The organism is Paenibacillus sp. FSL R10-2771, assembly GCF_038000205.1.
GTDB classification, from domain to species: Bacteria; Bacillota; Bacilli; order Paenibacillales; family Paenibacillaceae; genus Paenibacillus_AQ; species Paenibacillus_AQ phytohabitans.
Genome location: NZ_JBBOBM010000001.1, coordinates 998,549 through 1,018,136, shown reverse-complemented (window position 1 = coordinate 1,018,136; position 19,588 = coordinate 998,549). Strand labels below are relative to the sequence as shown.

Below are 19,588 nucleotides of genomic sequence, written 5' to 3'. Positions count from 1 at the left end.
ATTCGCCAGGTTGGCAGGAACCCGCCCAAGCTTCGCCGGACCGGCAGAATCCGCAAAGCCCAGGCCCCGCTTCGGATCGCGGAACTGCTGGAATATCCTTGACCGTGCGGCGCCGCTGGAACCATCCCAGGCTTCCCGCCGCTCCGCCGGACTAACCGCAAAAAAACCTCCCATCCCTAGCGTATTATCGCTAGGGACGAGAGGTTTGAATTCCCGTGGTACCACCCTAGTTAGCGGCGGACATTCTTTGTCCGGCACTCACTTTGACACCCTTTAGCGGGGGTGAGGCGACGACGGTTCACACGCCGGTCTCCTTATTAATGAAGCTTAAGGAACCTGCGGCTCGCGCCGTTACTCCGAGGTGAGTTCACTGCGGTCCGTTAACCGGCTCGCACCTGAGGTGCCGGCTCTCTGCAATAACGGTCTCACGAATTAATACTCCTCTTCATCGCACTGCTATGTGTACTGCTTCTTATTCGTAATATTCACCACATTATAACCAAAAGATACATGTACCGTCAATGATTTAGCAATATCCCTGCTTTTATGCCGGCTTTCTGCGGATATAATAGGCGATGATATGCTGAATGACCACTTTACCGGCTGCGAAGAACGGCACCGCCAGAATCAGTCCGATCATTCCGGCGATCTCCCCGCCGACCAGCAGCGCGAAGATAATCAGCAGCGGATGCAGATGAAGCTTCCGCCCGACGACCTGCGGCGAAATGACGTTGCTCTCCAGCATTTGGCATAGTGTATTCACCACAGCTACCATTAGTACCAGGCGCCACGAGAGGGTTGAAGCCATTACAATGGCCGGAGCCGCACCCAGAAACGGACCCATATAAGGCACAATGTTAAAGACCGCTACCACGCAGGCGAAGAGCAGCGCATAAGGCATACCGATAATCATATAGCCGATATAGGCCAGCACGCCGATGATGATGCAGACAAGAAACTGCCCGCGGATATAATTGCCGAGTGCCTCATCAATATCCTTCAGCAGGGTGACAATCGACTTGCGGCGGGAACGGGGCAGGCAGGATACAACGGTCCGTTCGAACACATCGAAGTCCTTGAGAATGTAGAACACCAGAAAAGGCACAATGAATGCATTGAACAGGATACCGATCGTCGACGCAATATTATCAAGGAAATGGGAGATACCTTCGGCCAGGCGGTTTTCCAGCTGATAGAACCAGTTATTCATCCCCGTCTCCACGCCGGGCGGAATCAGTCTGGAGTTCATGTTCCGCATCAGACCCTGCGCATGCAGTGTCATTTCGGGCAGATGCTCGTTAAGCTCCTCAAGCTGCTCGATGAACATGGGGATCAGGTTGATCAGAATTACCGCGAGTGAGGTGAGAAATACGGCATAGATCAGCAGGACGGCCACGCTGCGCGGCATTTTTCTCCTGGAGAGCATGGAAACCACAGGATTCAGCACATATGAGATGATCATTGCCGCCAGGAACGGGGCGAGGATCGCTTTTAGAAACAGAAAGATTCCCTCCAGCATGGGGCGGAGCAGCCAGACGAAATACAGAATGATCAGGGAGAGCAGCACGCCGATCATCCAGCGGAACCATTTACTTTGGGACCATTGCTCCATAATACCCCTCCTGAATATGTACAGCCTCTAACAGTCATGCAATATTAGTATGTGTGAGAGGGTAATGAAATACTCTTGCCTGCAAAAAATTGGTTTTTTGTTATTTGGGTTGGAAAGTTGGTATAGTGGCCGGCATCAAGGTCCGCTAAAATCATATTGTAAAACGCTTTCATTCCGAGGAGGGGTACTTTTATTATGAAAAGGTTAAAACGATTATGCGGTGCAGGTATGCTGTTGCTGCTTGCCGGATTGCTCACTGGAGCTCCGTCTGTTTCGGCAGCCACCGTCTTTGATGAGCCTCTGACCTACTTCAATTCCGCAACCTGGCAAAAAGCCGACGGCTATTCCAATGGCGGGATGTTCAACTGCACCTGGCGCGCTAACAATATCTCATTTACAAGCGGCGGACAGCTTCGTCTGGCACTGACCAGTCCCAGCAATAATAAATTTGACGGTGCAGAAATGCGGTCTGTCTACAAGTACGGCTACGGTAAATATGAAGTCAGCATGAAGCCTGCCAAGAACAGCGGAATCGTCTCTTCTTTCTTCACCTATACCGGACCTTCCGACGGCACGCCCTGGGATGAAATTGATATCGAGTTTTTGGGCAAGGACACCACTAAAGTCCAATTCAATTATTATACAAACGGGGTTGGCGGTCATGAAAAGATCGTGAATCTGGGATTTGACGCTTCCCAGGGTTATCATACGTATGCCTTCGATTGGCAGCAGGGCTACATTAAATGGTATGTGGACGGCGTTCTAAAGCATACGGCCACCAGCAATATTCCGTCCCGTCCCGGCAAAATTATGATGAACCTCTGGAACGGAACGGGAGTGGACTCCTGGCTCGGTTCCTATAACGGAGCCAACCCGCTCTACGCTTACTACGACTGGCTGAAATTTACAGGCAACTAAAAACAAAATCCGGACTCCGGCGGTGCACAGAGCGCACCTGCCGGAGTTCTTTTACATCTGCCCGGAAGCCGTTATCTTCAGAATTTGTTATCCGGATTGACACATTGGTATAGCGGCCAGAGCCTGGGTTCTGTACGATAAAAGCAAGAAACATCATCACAGGAGGAACAGAATTGATACGCAACAGGTTAATCAAAGCATCCGTAGCCGTTGCTGCTCTGTCAGCAGCAGTATGGGGCCTATGGGCCTTCACTACAGCACCCCGATCCGAAGCAGGAGGCGCGAAGGACAATTTTACAGAATTCAATTCGGAGTTCTGGAAAAAAACGGGTGGTTATTCCAACGGAGACATGTTCAACTGCACCTGGCGAGAAGATAACATCTCATTTGCCGGGGATGATCTTATGACCCTGTCTCTTACCAGCCGGTCCCCCGGCGAGTTCGACGGTGCAGAATACCGTTCGCTGGAAAAGTACAGCTATGGCAAGTATGAAATCCGTATGAAGCCGGCGGCCAATCCCGGTGTAGTCTCTTCTTTCTTCACGTATACCGGCCCTTCGGAAGGCGAGCCCTGGGATGAAATCGATATTGAATTTTTGGGTAAAAACACCCGCCAGATGCAATTGAACTACTTCACAGACGGCATCGGGGGACATGAAAAGGTGATTGACCTCGGCTTTGACGCGTCAGAAGAATTTCACTGGTATGGTTTCGACTGGAAGAGGGATTCCATTACCTGGTATGTAGACGGCCGCCCTGTTCATACAGCGACCGAGAGTATCCCCTTTACTCCGGGCCGTATTATGATGAATCTCTGGAACGGAACAGGTGTGGATTCCTGGCTGGAGGCTTATGACGGCAAGGCTCCGCTACATGCTTATTATGACGAATTCCGCTATACTCCAGCGCCAGACCGGGGCGAGTAAGAAGCTCCAGCGCCTCTCCGACAAGAAACCGCCTTGATGAAGGCGGTTTCTTGTCCCTGCGGACTCATCGGCGGCTGCGGTCCCAGGCATTGACCTCCGAGGTTTCGGACAATCCCCCGTAGGCCTTCCATTTGCCGACAAACTCGTCAAATTCCCCGATACCGCTGTCTGCAAAGATAATGTTTTGAAAGCTTTTTTGTTCCAGCTTCTTCAGCAGCTCACCGTCGCTCTTCATCGTCTTGGTGGGCGGTCCCGTGAACTGTTCCTTACGGGAAGCCTCCTTCTGGCCCAGCAGCACCGGGGTAATATCCTCCGGAATCTCCTTGATCACTTCGGAGGGAATTCTCGCCCCGTCGAAGGTCAGTGTGTAGGAGGCCACCCGGATGACGCCCATCGGCAGCGCAGAGGGCTCAATGGTCGCCTTGCCGTCCGCCATTGCCCAGTCATAGCCCTCTGCAAGACCATTAATGAACTCGCCGGTGGAGGTAGCATAATAATCAAACATATAATTCTGATAGGTAAAAAAGATTTCGGGGTGCTTCATTTTCTTGTTAATCAGTATTGCTCCGTTGACAGGTAAGGTGCCTCTTCTCATAGCGGTACCTTCCGGTCCGGAGGGTATCGCAACAGCCTTGACAGACGCCTGCGGGTCTGCGGCAGTCAGGGAAGACAAAGGCCAGCCGCGCATCCAATACGGGCCGGCAATCATGCCGGCCTTGCCGGAGACAAACCGGTTGGCGGCGCCCTCTTCATCAAGCCAGGCACTGTCCGTCGACAAGTACCCCTGCTGGACCCAATGCTTCATAAGCGCGACAGCCTTCCGGGCGCCGGGCTGCACGGAACCATATTCCAGGGTTCCGTCACTCCGGCGGTTCCATTGCTCGGGAACCGTGCCAAATGCTCCAAAAATCCAGCTGCTGTCCCCCATCCAGGTACTGGGACCGTTTCGGAATCCTAACGCAAGGCCGTAAGTATCCTTTAATCCGTTGCCGTCCGGGTCCTGGTTGACAAAAGCGTCCATGACCTGTTCCAGCTCATCCAGAGTCCGCGGTGTTTCCAATTTCAGCTTGTCCAGCCAATCCTGGCGAATCCAAAGCAGCGGATCGGAGTTGTATTCGTAATCCATGATGGGAATCGCATACTTATGCCCGTCCCGCACGAAGGCATTCCATGCCGAGGTGTCCTCGGCAACAGCCTTCTTCCACACCCGGGAGGCATAATGTTCAAATAAACTGCCGACTTCCATGAATTGCCCGGAGTCAATCAGCTCTTGAATGATGGCTGCATCCCTTGTAGTGACAACATCGGGCATATTGCCTTTGGCCAGCTCAAGCCTCAGCTTGTTGGCGTAGTTCTCGGAGGTGCCGGAGATGGTCCAGAGATAACGGATACGGATTCCCAACCGTTCCTCCGCCCAGGCCGTATGCACATTATGTTCAAGGCTCTCGCCTTTTTTAAAGGTCAAATTGGGGTTCACGGAGCCCACTGTGTACAGGTCTATGGGCGGATTATATTTACCCGCTTTGACGTCAAAATGAGGCGCCGTGCTCTCCGGGGAAGCTGCCGGGAGAGTGCCCCCGGAGCTGCGGAAGGTGCAGCCCGACAATATCAGGACCAGCGCGATCAACGGCAATCTGAATTTCATGGAACCACCTGCTTTTCGTAATGTTCTGGAGGGCCGGACAACTTGTATCATAATCTTCTTCGGCATCACATGGTACACTTCTTTTATTACGGCTAACAGTGAAAGCTTCTGAAAAGGATGATTTTATGGCCTGGCGTCCGAGTTTGTTTATTAAAATGGTTGCAATCCTGCTCTCCCTTATATCAACCACACTCTTATTCTACGGATTATCCTACCGCAAGGATATCGGAGTCATCACGAGTCAGATCAAGACAACGGACCTGAATCACCTGGAGTTCCTGACCCAGCAGATGGACAACAATATCAACCAATTGGCGGGCAGCATGTATGCTCTTCAGAGAGACCCGACCATCCGTGACTACGAGCAGATCCGGCAATTGGGCCATCTTATTGACCCCGCCCAGACCATTATGACCGTGCTGGAGAAGCTCTCCCTTCAGACCAGCTCCAGTACGTGGGAGAACCGGATTGTCCTGTACAAGCCGCACAACGGTGAGACCTTGGGGTCAGATTCCTCACTCTCCTTTGATTCCTCCGTACTGGAGAATCCGCTTCCGGCAGGCTGGGAGTATATTTCTGAGGACAGGGGCAGCACTGAAGCGGGCTTCCGCCTGCTGCTGTCAGATCCCGCTACAGAAAGCAGCCCTCCCCGAGAGGCGGAACTGCTGTTGTCGATGTATTTCCCTGTATCCAACATTGAACGAATGTTCGATGCCTACCAGTCACAGAACAAGGGCGATACCTTCCTGTTCCATCCGGTTTTCGGGATGATCCTCTCCCGCAATACCGACCGGGAAATGGCTGAACGGATCACCGCAACGCTTGATTCCGCAGACGGACAGGGCACATCGGAGATCCTCAACCTCAAGAAGGGCAGCTTTCTTATCAGTTCGGTTCCTTCATCGGCCATTAACTGGCGGGTCGTGCATTATTCGCCGCTGAAGCAGATTCTTCAGCCGATCCGCAGCAGCCGTTATTTCTTCCTGACGGGATCGGCTTTTCTCCTGGTCATGAGCCTGTTGTTCTCATTGCAGCTATATCGTCAAGTGCAGCGTCCGGTTAGCCTTTTACTGCGTTCGCTCAACAGGATGAAGGAAGGACGCTGGTCTACCCGTATTCATACCAAGACCAATCCTGAGTTCACAATGCTCAACGAAGAATTCAATGAAATGGCAGAGAAAATTCAATTGCTGATTGAACAGGTCTACCTGGAGCAGCTCCGGGCCAAGGATGCCCACTTGAAACAGCTTCAATCGCAGATTAATCCGCACTTCCTCTACAACTGCCTGTTCTTTATTAAGAGTAAGGCCGTTGTCGGCGACACCGATTCGGTGGAGGCTATGGCGCTTAACCTCGGAGAATATTACCGCTACATCACCAAGGCGGACCATTCCCTCACTACGCTGCAGGACGAGCTGAAGCTGCTGGAGAATTACCTGGAGATTCAGAATTTGCGGAAACAGCGCATCCGCTATGAGATGGATATCGCGGAAGATCTGCTGGGTCTGCCGATTCCCCGGCTGCTGATCCAGCCCTTGGTGGAGAACAGCATCATTCACGGCATTGAGAAAAAGATCGGCCAAGGCTCCATTCGGATCACCGCCTCCCATACACAAGAGAGTGTCATAGTCACCGTTGCAGACAACGGAGCTGGCATGACGGATGAGGCAGTTACCGCTTTGCAGGCCCGGATTTCCGAAACGGCGCGCGAGGACGGAGGCTGCGGGCTATGGAACATCCAGCAGCGCCTCAGGTCCCATTATGGTGATTCATCCGGCCTTCTGATCGCCCCTTCACCTGAAGGCGGCTTAAAAATCACTCTTCGCATGGAGAAGAAAGAGGAACCCTATGCATCAAATTCTTCTGATTGACGATGAACCTTATGTCGTCGACGATCTATCCATTTCGCTTCCTTGGACGGAAATGGGATTTGAACAAGTCCACAAGGCTTATTCAGGATACGAGGCACTGGAGCTGCTTCAGCGTTATCCTATCGACATTGTTGTCACAGACATCAATATGCCTGAAATTTCAGGCATCGAACTAATCGCCTCCATCCGTAGCCGCTGGAAGCATATCCGGGTCGTTATGCTGACCGGTTATGCCGAATTCGAATATGCCCGCAAGGCGATTGAAGAGCAAGCCAGTGCCTATCTGCTTAAGCCAATTGCCAATGACCAGTTGGTTGCCGTTATTGGCAGGCTCCAGGAAGAGCTGCGCGGCGAATGGGAGACTTGGTCCTCCTATCAGCGGACAATGCAGACCTTCCGCGAGCATCTTCCGCTCCTGCGGGACCGGCTGCTCGGCGAGCTCCTGCAGGGGCGGAAGATGTCCAGGCCGCAGCTGCACGAGCGGCTCTCCCAATTCGATCTGCCGTTCTCCACCAGCCTGCCGGTATGCCTTGTAATCGTCAGACCGGAGGAGTTCTTCCGGCGTCAGGACATGGGCAGCATGCTGCTGTTCGAATACGCCATTATTAATATCGCGCAAGAGCTGTTTCAAGACCGGTTCCACATCTGGTCAAGCAAGGATGTCCATGATTATCTTGTATTTCTGCTGCAGCCCAGGGAAGACATTGAACCCCGCCTGAATCTGGCAGATGATATCACCCAGGCCGCCTATCAGCTGCAGAATCATGTCAGCACGCTGATTGGCGGCGGCCTTTCTGTGGTCACTACGGGTTGGGGAGGATTCCCGGATCAGGTGTACACGCTCTATCAATCCGGCATCTCAGCTATCCGCCAGCATATCGGCAGCGAAACAGGCATCTATCTGGATGCCACGGACAACAGCAGCTTTAACCCTGTAGAAATTCTCCAGCCGCTCTACGAGCCTCCGCTTTTCTTCCATTTATTCGAAGCGAACAACTGGCAGGGGATCGAAGACAAGCTGAACGCCATCGCTTCGGAGCTGGCCCGGAATCCGGACCACTCTCTTGAGCATATCCATGAGGCCCGCCTGCATCTGGAGACGGCATTCTATTATTTCGCCCATAAGAATAAGAAGATGCTGGGCGAGATCGTGGGCAATCCGCTAATGAAGCAGGCCCCCTTCCAGACGGCAGACAAGCTGCGGGAATGGGCGCTGGAGATGGTTAAGCTGCTGAAGGAGCATTTCGAATCCGAGCGGCGGGACAGCCGGACAGTCCTGATTCGGAACGTACATGAATATATTGACCGCAATATACATTATGTCTCCCTTCAGGCCATCGCCGATCACGTCCAGATGCATCCGGTATATCTGTCCAAAATGTACAAGCTTGAGACAGGCAAGCGGATCAGCGACTACATTAGTCAGGTTAAGATGGAAAAAGCGGCGTATCTGCTCATTCATACGCCGCTGAAAATTTATGAGGTTTCCGCCGAGCTGGGCTACTCCAATGCCCATTACTTTATCAAGCTCTTTAAGGAGTACACGGGGATGACCCCGCATGAATTCCGTGACCGGGCATTATAACATCTTTACTCTTCAAACCGCAGCTCCACCTCGTGGGTGAGCCCGTCATCCGGAGTCGGAATAAACCGATCCTCCAGCGCCCGGCCATCCAGTGTCAGACGGGCATCACCGCCGTGCATCCGGCGGAAGCCTTCCGGTTTACTGATCCGGATACAGTACGAAGATTTGCCAAGCTTGAGAGTGTAAGAGAATTCTGTCTGCTCTTCCCGCAGGATCGGACTCAGTGCGATGCCCTGCGCCGTATATTCAATGCCCAGCGCTTCCATCAGCGAGAGGGTGAGCCAGGTCGAGGTGCCGCTTAGCATCGGACCGATATTCTCACCGGTCTCGCTGTTATTATATTGAGTGCAGAATCGCGGATTTCCGCAGACTGCAAACGGATCCTCCATCGTCTTGAACGGCATGATCCGGTCCAGCAGCCAATAGCCGAGGCGGCCCAGCTCGGCAGCAAGCCCTGAATCCGAGACTTCCTTGGCACCCTTGAACATCGCAGCTGCGGCCATCATGCAGGCATGTTTGAATACGCCGCCGTTCTCCCGGTCACCCGGAAAGTATTCGTCCGAAGCTGTGTGGGTAGAGACCCGGCCCAAGGCAACCGGCGAAACCAGCTTCAATCCGAAAGGAGTCATAAGATGCGACTTCATAGTGTCCAGCATCACCGAGATCTGCGACTCATCGGCACAGCCCGACAGGATGCTCCAGCTGAAGGAGTTTAAGAAGTAAGAACCCTCGGATGCCGGATCTGCTGACAGACCGTCTCCGGCAGCTCCCAAATAAGTGTATTCGCCATCCGGGTACCGGTTGAAGAGCACGCGGGCGAAGAAATCGCCCTTCCAGGCATGCTCCTGAATACGCCCGCGCAGCTTGGCTCCGAAGCGGTTCAGCTCATCGGCATCATCCTGCTCCCCTTTGCGGGCAGCCAGAGCAGACAGTCCATCTACCGCTACCTTCAGCAGGAAGGCGTTCATGACGCTCTCGGAATAATCGCTGTCCAGTGAATCCCCGAAGACCCCGCCTGCCTGCAATTGCTCCCGGTAGAGCTTTTCCTTAGCTGGACCGTTCAGATACGTGTCATCCAGCTTAAGACAGTCGTTCCAGTCTGCGAAGTCCAGTAAGGGCAGACCGTGGCGGCCGATTGAAATCTGCCCTGAATAGACAATAATCGCCTTGAGTGTCTCGAAGACCGGCCGGCTCGAGTCTTGTCCCGCTACCGGACAAGACTCGTCCAGGAACTCGAGATCGCCGGTAAGCATTACATAGCGGTAGACGGCTTGAACAAGCCATAACGCATCGTCGGACCATTTGCCCGGCTCCTTGCCGGCCCAGAAGAAGTTATGATAGGCATAGCCCAGTTCAAACACCATGCCGGTCCATTCCTTAAGCAGACTTTTCACCAGAGCGCTTCGTCCCATGCCGACAAAATAATACATCGATGCGTACAAATCCTGGATTTCGCGGAAGCCGATCTCCCTGTAGCCCTTCTGTGTCTGGCAAAAGGAACGGGAGACAAAGCTTTGATAGAGCACCTGAAACGGCAGATTGCGGTTGACAAAGACATCGAAATTCTTGTCATCGGAGAATACCTGCAGGAACTTGCTGTAATCCCGCACGAACCCGGCTGATTCCGCCAGCGCTGATTCCGCCGCGCATGGGTCGGAGAAACGGGCGACCAGAGCCCCCACTTCATCCGCCAGCACTGTGTCATTCCAGAGCGCCCCGCTCTTGTCGGAGACAAGACCGGTCAACTGGTCAACAGCTGTCTTAGTTCCCGCAGCCGCTTGAATTTCCCCGGCTACCGCGAAGAAGCCGGGCCCCTTACGGTGCAGAATGTTACTCAGTCTGAGCGCGCCGGACGGACGGTGCAGCGAGCCTGTGCCGACAAATTCATTGTAGCTGACGCAGTATTCACGGGGCAGCACCGGTCCTTCTGGCCCGTGAACGATCATTGTGTGGAAGCGCAGATCATGACGGCCGCCTTCGGGATAATAATCCGGACTGATGGCTGCCACGGCTCCCGTATTATCCTGGAGCACTCCGCCCTGCATAATAACGTTGCTGTACAGCACATCCTCAAACAATGCACCCGGTGCGGCGGAACCGAACATTCCCGTGTAGACGATCCGCAGACGGCGGTCGGCTTCTCCATGGTTCTCAATCTCAATCCGCTGTAATTCGGTAGCCAGAGGCAGGCCCTCGTATTGAGGCAGAATAGAGATGATTCGTGTAATCTCCAGTCCGCAGCGCGTGCGGCAGGTGATTCGGGTTACATTCTGTGAATGCCGGCAGACCGCCGATTCCATTCCCTCATCTCCGGGGTCCGCGGAATAGAAGATCTGCTTCCCGTCCTCGAACAGATAGAATTGCCGGTTAGCCGGGAACCCGTTCTCCTCCTGGCGCATATCCCAGCGGGTGGCCAGCACCTGGGTGGCCGCATGTGAACGGAAGCTGCCGCCGCCCAGCCGGTCAACAACGCTTTTCGGGGTGGTCTGAAGCGGATGGGGAAAGCTCAGACGGTTGCCCATCAGCAAATTGACCGCGAAATGCGGACCCGGCACGGGTGAACGCAGATCAATTACATGCTCGCCCTCAGCGTTAAGCGCGCCTGCCCAGCCCGGGGCAGCCTGCAAGTGCGCCAAAGCCACGCTTGCGGCAGCCTCCGGTACGTCAACAGTCTGCTCCTGTCTTCCGGCGTGCCGGATATACAGTGACAATTCCGTGGCTTCTTCGTTTACGGCGAACAACGCGGAGGCACCCGCTTCACCCGGCAGCAGCGCTGCCACAGCGGGGAGCTTCAGCAGCTCCTGAATGGCAGGCAGCCGAAGCGGCAGACCAGCTATGCCTACAGCCCCCCGGCGTTCCGAATCCGTAAAGAGGGCGCTGATGTGCGCCCCGGGGCCAATCCGGTCTGCGAAGGCTTGTCTCAGGATCTCTTCAGCCGAAGCCATCGCTTCTCTTGCGGTAGTAAATTTCAGCATGATTGCTCTCACCTTTCCTGGCATGCTGCGGGTCAGCCCTTGACGGCCCCCGCGGTCATACCGCTGATAAAGTATTTTTGCGTCATGAAGAATATGACCATGACCGGCACGGTTACAACCGTGGAGGCTGCCATCAGCAGATCGTAGCGGGTATTGTATTGGCCGACAAACAAGCGGATACCGACCGGAATCGTCTGTACATCCGAGCTGGTTGTCAAAACCCAGGCGAAGAGGAGCTCATCCCACGCGGTAAGGAAGATGAAGATGCCTGTCGCAATAATGCCGGGCAGAGACAACGGCAGAATGATTTTGTAGAAAGCCTGAAATTTCGTACAGCCGTCAATCGTAGCCGACTCTTCCAGGTCTCTTGGAATTGAGACAAAGAAACTCCGCATAATCCAGATACTGATTGGGGTGTAGAACGCCGTGTAGACGAGAATCATTCCCCAGTACGTATTGATCATCGGCAAACCGAACGTATTCTTGATCCACAGGAACATCAGATAAATCGGGAACAGGAACATAATCCCCGGGATCAGCTGGGTGGATATGATACTCATGCTGAACAGCTTCGCTCCGGGAAAATCAAACCGGGCCAGCGCATACCCGGCCAGAACGGCAAAGGAGCCGGCAAGCAGGGTTGTCGCACCGCAGATCAGAAGGCTGTTGCGGAAATAGACGGCAAAATTAACGGTATCCCACATATTGATATAATTGACCCACTGCGGCTTCGGCAGGCTAAAGGTAGTGATACCGTTCAGAATTTGGTCATTAGAGTGCAAAGAGGTGAAGATCATCCACAAAATGGGGAATATCGTCAATACAACGATGACCCAGGTTAGTGAGGTCAGCAGGAACGAACTGACGGAACGTTTACGGTGTGTACTCATTGGGCATTCAACTCCGATCTAAAGGCGCGGTACCAGATACCGACGACCATCAGCATGGCAAACATCAGCATGATTGAAGCGGCAGAACCCGAACCGAAGGACCAATAACCGAAGGATTGGCGGGTCAAGGCTGTCATCAGGAGGTCTCCCCATTCCCCCGGATATCCGGCACCGTTGCCGAACATCGTGGAGACGATGTTGTAGGAGTACACATTGTTAATAATCTGGAATAAAAGCTGTACCGCAATAACCGGCTTAAGCATCGGCAGCGTCATGTTCCAGAACTGGCGGAACTTGCCCGCACCGTCAATGGTTGCCGCTTCATAGATATCTTCGGGAATAGTCTGGAGTCCAGCCAAGAAAATGACCATCAGGAACGGCCAGCCGCGCCAGATGGTTGGGATAATGATCGCCCAGATCGTATTCGGTCCCAGCAGCCAGAAAGGCTTCTCATTGAAGAGATGCAGGACATCGACCAGGAAATAGTTGATAATGCCTTCCTTCTGCCACATGAAACCCCAGAGCACACCGACCACATAAGACGGAACGACCCATGGGAGCAGCATGGCTGTACGGGCAATGCTGCGTCCGGGAAAATCACGGTTCAGCAGCAAGGCCATCATCAGGCCCATGATCATTACACCGATCGTTACAATGACTGAATAAATCGCGGTGTTGCGGATGGCAAAGTTGAGCCCCTGGCGGACCGGGTTATCGGTGTTGAACAACAGGCCAATATAATTGTCGATCCCCACAAACGGCGCCTTGAGATATTTGCCCAGTGTAAATTGGTTCAGCTTCAGGAATGACATCCAGAATCCCTGAATCATAGGGAGCAAATGCACCAACAGCATGAAAATGATGGTCGGCACCATCAGCATGTAAGCAAATTTATTCTCTCTGACCCGTTTGCGCCACAGTCCGCGCTTGTCGGAAGCAGCCTTCGCAGGCAGATTTTTTTCAGTATGGAGTCCCATCTCTTATCCCTCACTTTACTAATGGAAGAACCGCCGCACCCTATCGCGCGGCGGCATCCCCCTAATCCTCATAATTATTGGTTAATAATTGCTTTGACTTCGGCCGCTGCAGAATCCAGCTCTTGCTTGACGGTTTCTTCACTATATTTGCCCTTCACACCGGCGACAATATCCCAGATGTTGGCAAAATGCTTTTGCAGCGCCGTTTCCGTAGGTCCCCATTGAGGAATGGATGGATAGGTTCTTCCGTATTTCGTGGCTTCCGAGAATGCTTTCATGCTTGCATCCAGATCAGGCGATTCCAGAAGTGACAGTCGAGCCGGGAGTTGGCCGGATACGGCAGCATAAGCCTTCTGCGCTTCATCGCCAGTCAGGTACTTAATCAGATCCCAAGTCGCTTCCTTGTTCTTCGAGCCGCTGAATACGGTCAGCTCGCTGCCGCCGACGAAGGTAGCTTGTCCGCCCGGACCTGCCGGAAGCGGAGCCACCGCGAAGTTCTTGGCCGCTTTCTTGTCATCCATACCGCCGTTTGCTTTCGGTGTCGCAAAGTTCTTGGCGAGCCAAGGGCCGGAGATAATGACCGCCGATTTACCGTCGCCGAAGTCGCTCTCAATCTGAGACGAATTCTTCTCAAGCGAAGATTTATCCACAAGGCCTTCAGCGGCAAGTCCGGTGTAGAACATCACGCCGTCAAGCCCCTTCTCTTCGTTGAAGGCAACATTTTTGTTATCCTCCGAGAGAACATCGCCGCCTGCAGCCCAGATCCAAGGGAAGATATTATGCACTACGTTCCAGTCGTTTTTACCCGGAAGTCCGAGTGCAGCGATCTTTTTGCCGTCAACGGTCTGTCCGTTGACCGCTTGCAGCGCGCTTTTGAAGGAATCCCAATCCTTGAAGGCTGTGGCTGTATCAACCCCGGCTTGCTTGAATACATCTGTCCGGTAGTAGATAGCACGTGCATCTACGAACCAAGGTACTCCGTAGACTTCACTGTCGCCCGCGATGGAGGTAGTCTGCCAGATTGCCGGCAGGAAGGCTTCGGCGCCGCCCACATCAGCTACCTTATCCGTTACTTTATCAATGCCCCCCATGCTGGCGATAGCAGGGACCCAGGTCGAGCCGAGCTGAAGCAAATCCGGGCCTTCGCCGCTTGTAGCCGCCGTTGTAATCTTGGTCCAGGCGGACCCCCAGTCCAGCACGGTTACCTTAACGGTGACATTCGTATGCTCCTTCAGGTAAGGATCAAGCGTCTTCAGGAAGTCAGCATCCGGCTTGGGACTGTTCGGCATCACCCACGCGTTCAGGGTAACAGGGTCCGTGCTTGGCGTTGCAGGAGCGGCAGTTGCACTGGATACTTCTTTCTTTTCTCCGTTGTTAGCCGAACTTGATTGATTGTTATTGCCTCCACATCCGCTGACCACTACTGAAAATGCCATGAGTAGTGCGGTGATGGATACTGCTGTCTTTTTCACAATAAATCTCCCCCATTGTCGTTTGAAAATCACGGAGAACGGCTGCCCGTCCTCCATGTATTGATTATAAAAGTGTTTCTTGCCGGTCTAAATACCAAATCGCAAGCCTGGATAACAAATTCTAAAGCTTGTTCAGGGTGCTGCTACGGTTCCGTTATTCATAAGCACAATATCATCGATATCCACCGCAAGCTGACCCGTGCCGCCATCCTTAATGTTGCCCAGCTCGAACGAAATGCGGCCGATAGAGGTACTGTCTCCGGCAACGTCGAATTCCAGGGTATATTCGGTGTATTCCGTACCCAAATCAACAATCTTGCTTGTGTACCCGTGCCAGGTGTAATTATTCGCCACATCCAGCCAGCCGATGCTGATATTCATTTTGCGCTTAAGATCCGCCTTGGCCTTGAAGGTAAGTGTATAATGATTGCCTTCGTTGTAAGCGACTCCCTCATAAAAGACCTGCCGGTCCCAGCTGTTCGTTCCTGTGGAACCTACCTTTATCTTCAGCGCCCCATTCACATTGTCAATGGATAACTCGCCGCTGTCGGAGGAGAAGCTGCTCCAGCCCTTAAGCGGAGCGGAGAAGTCTCCGTTCGGAATCAGATTCTCCCCGTACGCCTCACCTGCCATGACCGGGCTCACCTGCAGCAGGGAAATATTGCTCAGTCTAACCGTATGCTCTCCCAGCAGCTCGTTAACCTTGCCCAGACTGAACTGCAGCACAGCAGCGGGATCGCTTGCCGGAGCAGTGAACAGATATTCATAATGTCCGCCCGCTTCGCTCAGACTTACTGTCTCGTTCGTATAAGGGGTCCAATCGTTGTCTGTAGTGCCGTCATGCTGAACCAGCACCCGTATCTCCCGGTCCATGGAGGCATCGGCATCGAAGCGAAGCAGATATTTCTTGCCTTGCTCTACGGGTATCGCTCCTTGCTTCACCTGTACATTCCAGTCGTCATCACCGGTGCCGCCAAGGTCAACCCGCAGTGCACCGTACACAGCGTTCATTACGGTGTTCTTCACCGGATTACTGTCCCAGTCCCTCTTGTACAGCGTCCAGCCTTCGGTAGAATCACCCTTGAAGCTGCCGTTCACCACCAGCTCGCGGGTCAGATCCAGCCAAGCCAGATTGTAGCCGCTGCCGCCAAGACGGAAGTAATAGGTTCCGGCAGGCAGCTCAAGCGGTGCCCCGATGATTGCGCGGTAGGAATGAGGTCCTCCGGTATCTCCGATTGCCGTACTATAGACAGAGGTCGTCACTACACTCTGTTTGCCGGCATCCAGCACCGACAGCGTAAGCTCCGAATCTGCTCGTACACTGGATACCCGGGTTACCGGAACAATACTGGCGGCCTGAGGGAGAACCACTTTGTATTCCACATAGTCGCCCTGGTGCATATCCGTGATGTCCTTGCCGCCTTCGCCGCTCGGAATCAGGCCGGTACCCGATGTTCTCCAGTACTGGTCGCCCCGCAGATGCAGGTAATCGTTCATTACAGGCGGATCAACCATCCGAACCAGACGCACATTGTCGATCTCGGTCTGCCCCGGAGTCTGGCCCAGAAGGAACGATAATGCCGCTTCTGTACCGGACCCGCCAGACAGCGCTATTTCCGCTGTATAGCTCTTCCACTCCGTTGTCAGCGTGAAGGTAGACCCGTCAGGATAGACGGTCTTCCCATCGCCGCCGTCCAGCTTGATGCCAACCGGCAACTCCTGCTCCGATCTCGCCTCAAACGCAAGCTGATAGACTCCGCCGGCTGTCACAGGGATTCCTGTCTGGATGAGCGTCACATCCTCAGCCGAGCCTCCGGCTTTCTGGACATCTGCCTTGAATTCGCGCTTCATCAGCGGCAGCTCCAGGACATTGGTTACACTGGCCTTCGCAGCAGCTCCCGATTCCGGCTTAACGGCGAAGCTCCAATAACCCAGCCGCCCTTCTCCCAGCTCGAATCCGCCATTGTAGATCAGGTTGCCGTCAGACAACGGAGTACGTACCACTGGCAGGGGCTGCGTCTCCACCACTCGAACGTTAGCGAAATAGGCGGCAATATCGCTCAGTCCCAGATTGAACTCGAACCGGACATTATTGTCGGAATTCTGGGCCATGGTAAAGGTATACTCAAATGACTGCCAGTCCGGCGAAAGCTGGAAATTTCGTTCCTTGGAATACGCCGTCCATCCTCCGCCGAATTCGGTCAGCTTGCTCATCAGCGGACGGTTTGCGTCTGCTTTGGCATCAAAAGTCACTTTGTAGGCTTTGCCCTTCTCCAGCAGAAGCGGCTTCTGGGTGAGCTGAATGGAATAATTCTGCGTTCCAGCCTGCTCGACGGCAACCTTCACTGCCGCACCCTTATCCTTGTCTTCAATGACCGAGGCTGTTCCCTCACCACCTGCATTCTTGATCATTTCCCAGTATTCCGGCAGGCCGTCCGCTGCTACCGCACCCTCGAACTCCCCGTTATAGATCTGATTGCCGTCAGCCAGGGCAGGACGCTGCGGAGTCGAGAGCTCCGGATTCGTTGGACGCTGTCCTGTCACATCAGGCCATTGATCCAGGTTCTTGTACTTGTAGACCCGGACATAATCTACATACATCTCGTCGGACTTGAAGTCAGCTGCCGGATTCCCCGGCCAGTCACCGCCTACCGCCAGATTAAGAATCATATAAAACGGCCGGTCAAACGGTGCGGGGTACGTATAGTAATCCGGCTGGCCCTCACTTTTGGTTCCCCAATCGCTCGTTTCAAAATACATTTTACCGTCCACGTAATACCGAATCAGGCCCGGAAGCCATTCAAGCGTGAAATCATGAAAATCGTCAGCGAACGTCTTGCCTTCCGGTAGAACGTAGGTCTTGGACTGGGACATATGCGGGATGTCGTAATGAAGTGAGCCGTGCACGGTTCTTGGATACAGATCCGCCTTCTCCTTATCCCCGGCTACCGGTCCTGTTAATTCCATAATGTCCATCTCGCCGCTTCCGGGCCAAGGTCCATATTGCTTCTCTTCATCCGTTGGCATCATCCAGATGGCCGGCCACATTCCCTGCTGAATCGGCAGCTTGGCGCGCACCGTGAATTTGCCGTAGGTCCAGTCGCCCTTCAGCTTGGAGGTCAGCTTGGCCGATGTATACTCTTTTCCGCCGTAAGCCTCCTTCCGCGCTTCCAGCGCCAGTACGCTGTGTCCGCTCTCTGTTGTAAGTGAAGCGTTGCCCGGATGATAATATTCCAGCTCGTTATTGTATACCGTTCCGGTATCCTGGACATTCCATTTGGTCTCATCTATGGAGCTGCCGTCGAATTCGTCATTCCAGACCAGCTCCCATGGATTGTCTTGGGTTGGCGGAGTAACCGCCGGCGTTGCTGTCGGCGTTGCCCCAGGTGTCGCTGTTGGAGCAGGTGTCATAAGTGCAGGCGTTGGCGTTGACATCGCTCCGCCTGAACTCCCGCCACTCCCCGCAGAGGTGGCGGCTGCACTTGCCTGTGGTGTGGCTCCATTGCCGGACAAGCCCCGAAGCGTCTCACCTGCCTTGAGCGCTAGGCCGTTGAGAAGCACACGATCCGCTTGGGTCTCAAGCAAGCCGATGTCTCCCCGGTTCACAATCTCTGATCCGGCAGCGCCGGGACCGATAATCAGTGCTTCCACCCTTGTGCCGGCCCCAATCTCAACCTTGGCCGGCTGGAGCAATTCAATCCGGGCTACGGTGCTGCTATCCTCCAGAACGAGCCGTACCGGTGCTTTGGGCTTGTTCAGCTTGATCTGCCCCAGTGAAGATTTACGGAAAACTACCGAATGGTCACCGCCTCCAGAGATATGAGTGGTTCCCTGCACCTTGATTCCCGAGAACGTTACTTCTCCCTCTCCTACTCCGGCAGTCACATAGAGATTTCCGTTAACCGGCCCGTTCTCGATCTGCACATTCGCCCGGTTGACTATCACATTGCCAGACACCCTGCCAATCGAATGGCTTCCTTCGCCTGAGCTGATCCACCCGATCATCCGGCCCAGCAGCTCCGCCAGTTCAGCCCGGGTCATCTGCGTCTGCGGATTCAGCTTGCCATCCGGCCCGCCGCGCAGGTAGCCTGCGTCAAGCATGGCACTCACTGCTTCCCGGGCATAGTCGCTGACCGCTGACCCGTCAGGCTGCGCAGCCAGCGTAGTTTGCGAGGCCGCCTCCAGGCCGAAAGCCCGGCTCAGCATCGTCATGGCCTCCTGCCGGGTTACAGCTGCTCCCGGCTGAAACCGTCCGTCCGCGTAACCTTGGATTATGCCTGCTGCACTAACCCCGCCCACATCCTTGGCATACCAGGAAGAAGCGCTTACATCACTGAACACAGCCGTTCCCGGAGCTGAGTAACGAAACACACGGCCCAGGATAACCGCTATCTCTGCGCGTGAGATTGCACGGCTTGGTCCAAATCTCCCCTGCCCGTTCCCTTGCAGGATTCCGGCGGCTGCCAGCCTGTCCACCGCCGGCGAAGCCCAGTGCTGATTCATATCGGCAAATGCTGCCTTTCCGGCTGCAATAGCGCTGCTTGCTCCTGCGGCTGATACGGGAAGCTCTTCCAGTCCCTCTGCTCCTGCCACTCCCGTGTTTCCCGGAAGCTGAATCCCTGACAGCAGCATACCCGCAATCAGCAACTTGGATATTCCTTTACGGTACATTTCAATATTCCCCCTTATGCAGAACCTTGCAGAATCCGGCGTTGCC

General features: G+C 54.0%; 11 protein-coding genes. 4 read left to right on the top strand and 7 right to left on the bottom strand.

Annotated elements, in window-relative coordinates; translation table 11 throughout:
* Positions 1–544 precede the first annotated feature (544 nt).
* On the bottom strand, positions 545–1,612 hold the full coding sequence (locus NSU14_RS04370) for an AI-2E family transporter (protein ID WP_076245106.1): 1,068 nt from the start codon (positions 1,610–1,612) through the stop codon (positions 545–547).
* Between the two features lie 228 nt (positions 1,613–1,840).
* Here NSU14_RS04370 and bglS (NSU14_RS04365) point away from each other — a divergent pair, with 228 nt between their 5' ends.
* Positions 1,841–2,530, top strand: coding sequence for a beta-glucanase (bglS, locus tag NSU14_RS04365; RefSeq protein ID WP_371916283.1), 690 nt, complete (start codon positions 1,841–1,843; stop codon positions 2,528–2,530).
* 191 nt (positions 2,531–2,721) lie between these two features.
* Positions 2,722–3,456, top strand: a complete 735-nt coding sequence (gene bglS / locus NSU14_RS04360; protein ID WP_445670082.1) for a beta-glucanase — start codon at positions 2,722–2,724, stop codon at positions 3,454–3,456.
* 64 nt (positions 3,457–3,520) lie between these two features.
* Here the strand turns inward: bglS (NSU14_RS04360) and NSU14_RS04355 are convergent, their stop codons facing one another.
* On the bottom strand, positions 3,521–5,101 hold the full coding sequence (locus NSU14_RS04355) for an extracellular solute-binding protein (protein ID WP_340943119.1): 1,581 nt from the start codon (positions 5,099–5,101) through the stop codon (positions 3,521–3,523).
* A 143-nt stretch (positions 5,102–5,244) separates the two neighbouring features.
* Here NSU14_RS04355 and NSU14_RS04350 point away from each other — a divergent pair, with 143 nt between their 5' ends.
* Both NSU14_RS04350 and NSU14_RS04345 read left to right on the top strand, forming a co-directional pair.
* Positions 5,245–6,972 (top strand): sensor histidine kinase, encoded by a 1,728-nt coding sequence (locus NSU14_RS04350; protein ID WP_340943116.1) that lies wholly within the window; start codon positions 5,245–5,247, stop codon positions 6,970–6,972.
* A complete protein-coding gene (locus NSU14_RS04345; RefSeq protein WP_076245112.1) occupies positions 6,950–8,557 on the top strand; it encodes a response regulator in 1,608 nt (535 codons plus the stop codon). Before NSU14_RS04350 ends, NSU14_RS04345 begins: the two co-directional genes overlap by 23 nt.
* Before the next feature lie 5 nt (positions 8,558–8,562).
* Here the strand turns inward: NSU14_RS04345 and NSU14_RS04340 are convergent, their stop codons facing one another.
* The 5 genes from NSU14_RS04340 to NSU14_RS04320 form a co-directional block, all read right to left on the bottom strand.
* Complete coding sequence (locus tag NSU14_RS04340) at positions 8,563–11,532, bottom strand: GH36-type glycosyl hydrolase domain-containing protein (protein ID WP_340943110.1); 2,970 nt, start codon at positions 11,530–11,532, stop codon at positions 8,563–8,565.
* A gap of 32 nt (positions 11,533–11,564) precedes the next feature.
* Entirely contained in the window at positions 11,565–12,422 is an 858-nt protein-coding gene (locus NSU14_RS04335) for a carbohydrate ABC transporter permease (protein WP_076245114.1), read from the bottom strand.
* Entirely contained in the window at positions 12,419–13,399 is a 981-nt protein-coding gene (locus NSU14_RS04330; protein ID WP_081970185.1) for a carbohydrate ABC transporter permease, read from the bottom strand. The genes NSU14_RS04335 and NSU14_RS04330 overlap by 4 nt, the downstream gene beginning before the upstream one ends.
* A 74-nt stretch (positions 13,400–13,473) precedes the next feature.
* Entirely contained in the window at positions 13,474–14,871 is a 1,398-nt protein-coding gene (locus tag NSU14_RS04325; RefSeq protein ID WP_052422056.1) for a sugar ABC transporter substrate-binding protein, read from the bottom strand.
* A 132-nt stretch (positions 14,872–15,003) separates the two neighbouring features.
* Complete coding sequence (locus tag NSU14_RS04320) at positions 15,004–19,542, bottom strand: carbohydrate binding domain-containing protein (protein ID WP_076245117.1); 4,539 nt, start codon at positions 19,540–19,542, stop codon at positions 15,004–15,006.
* Between the last annotated feature and the right edge of the window lie 46 nt (positions 19,543–19,588).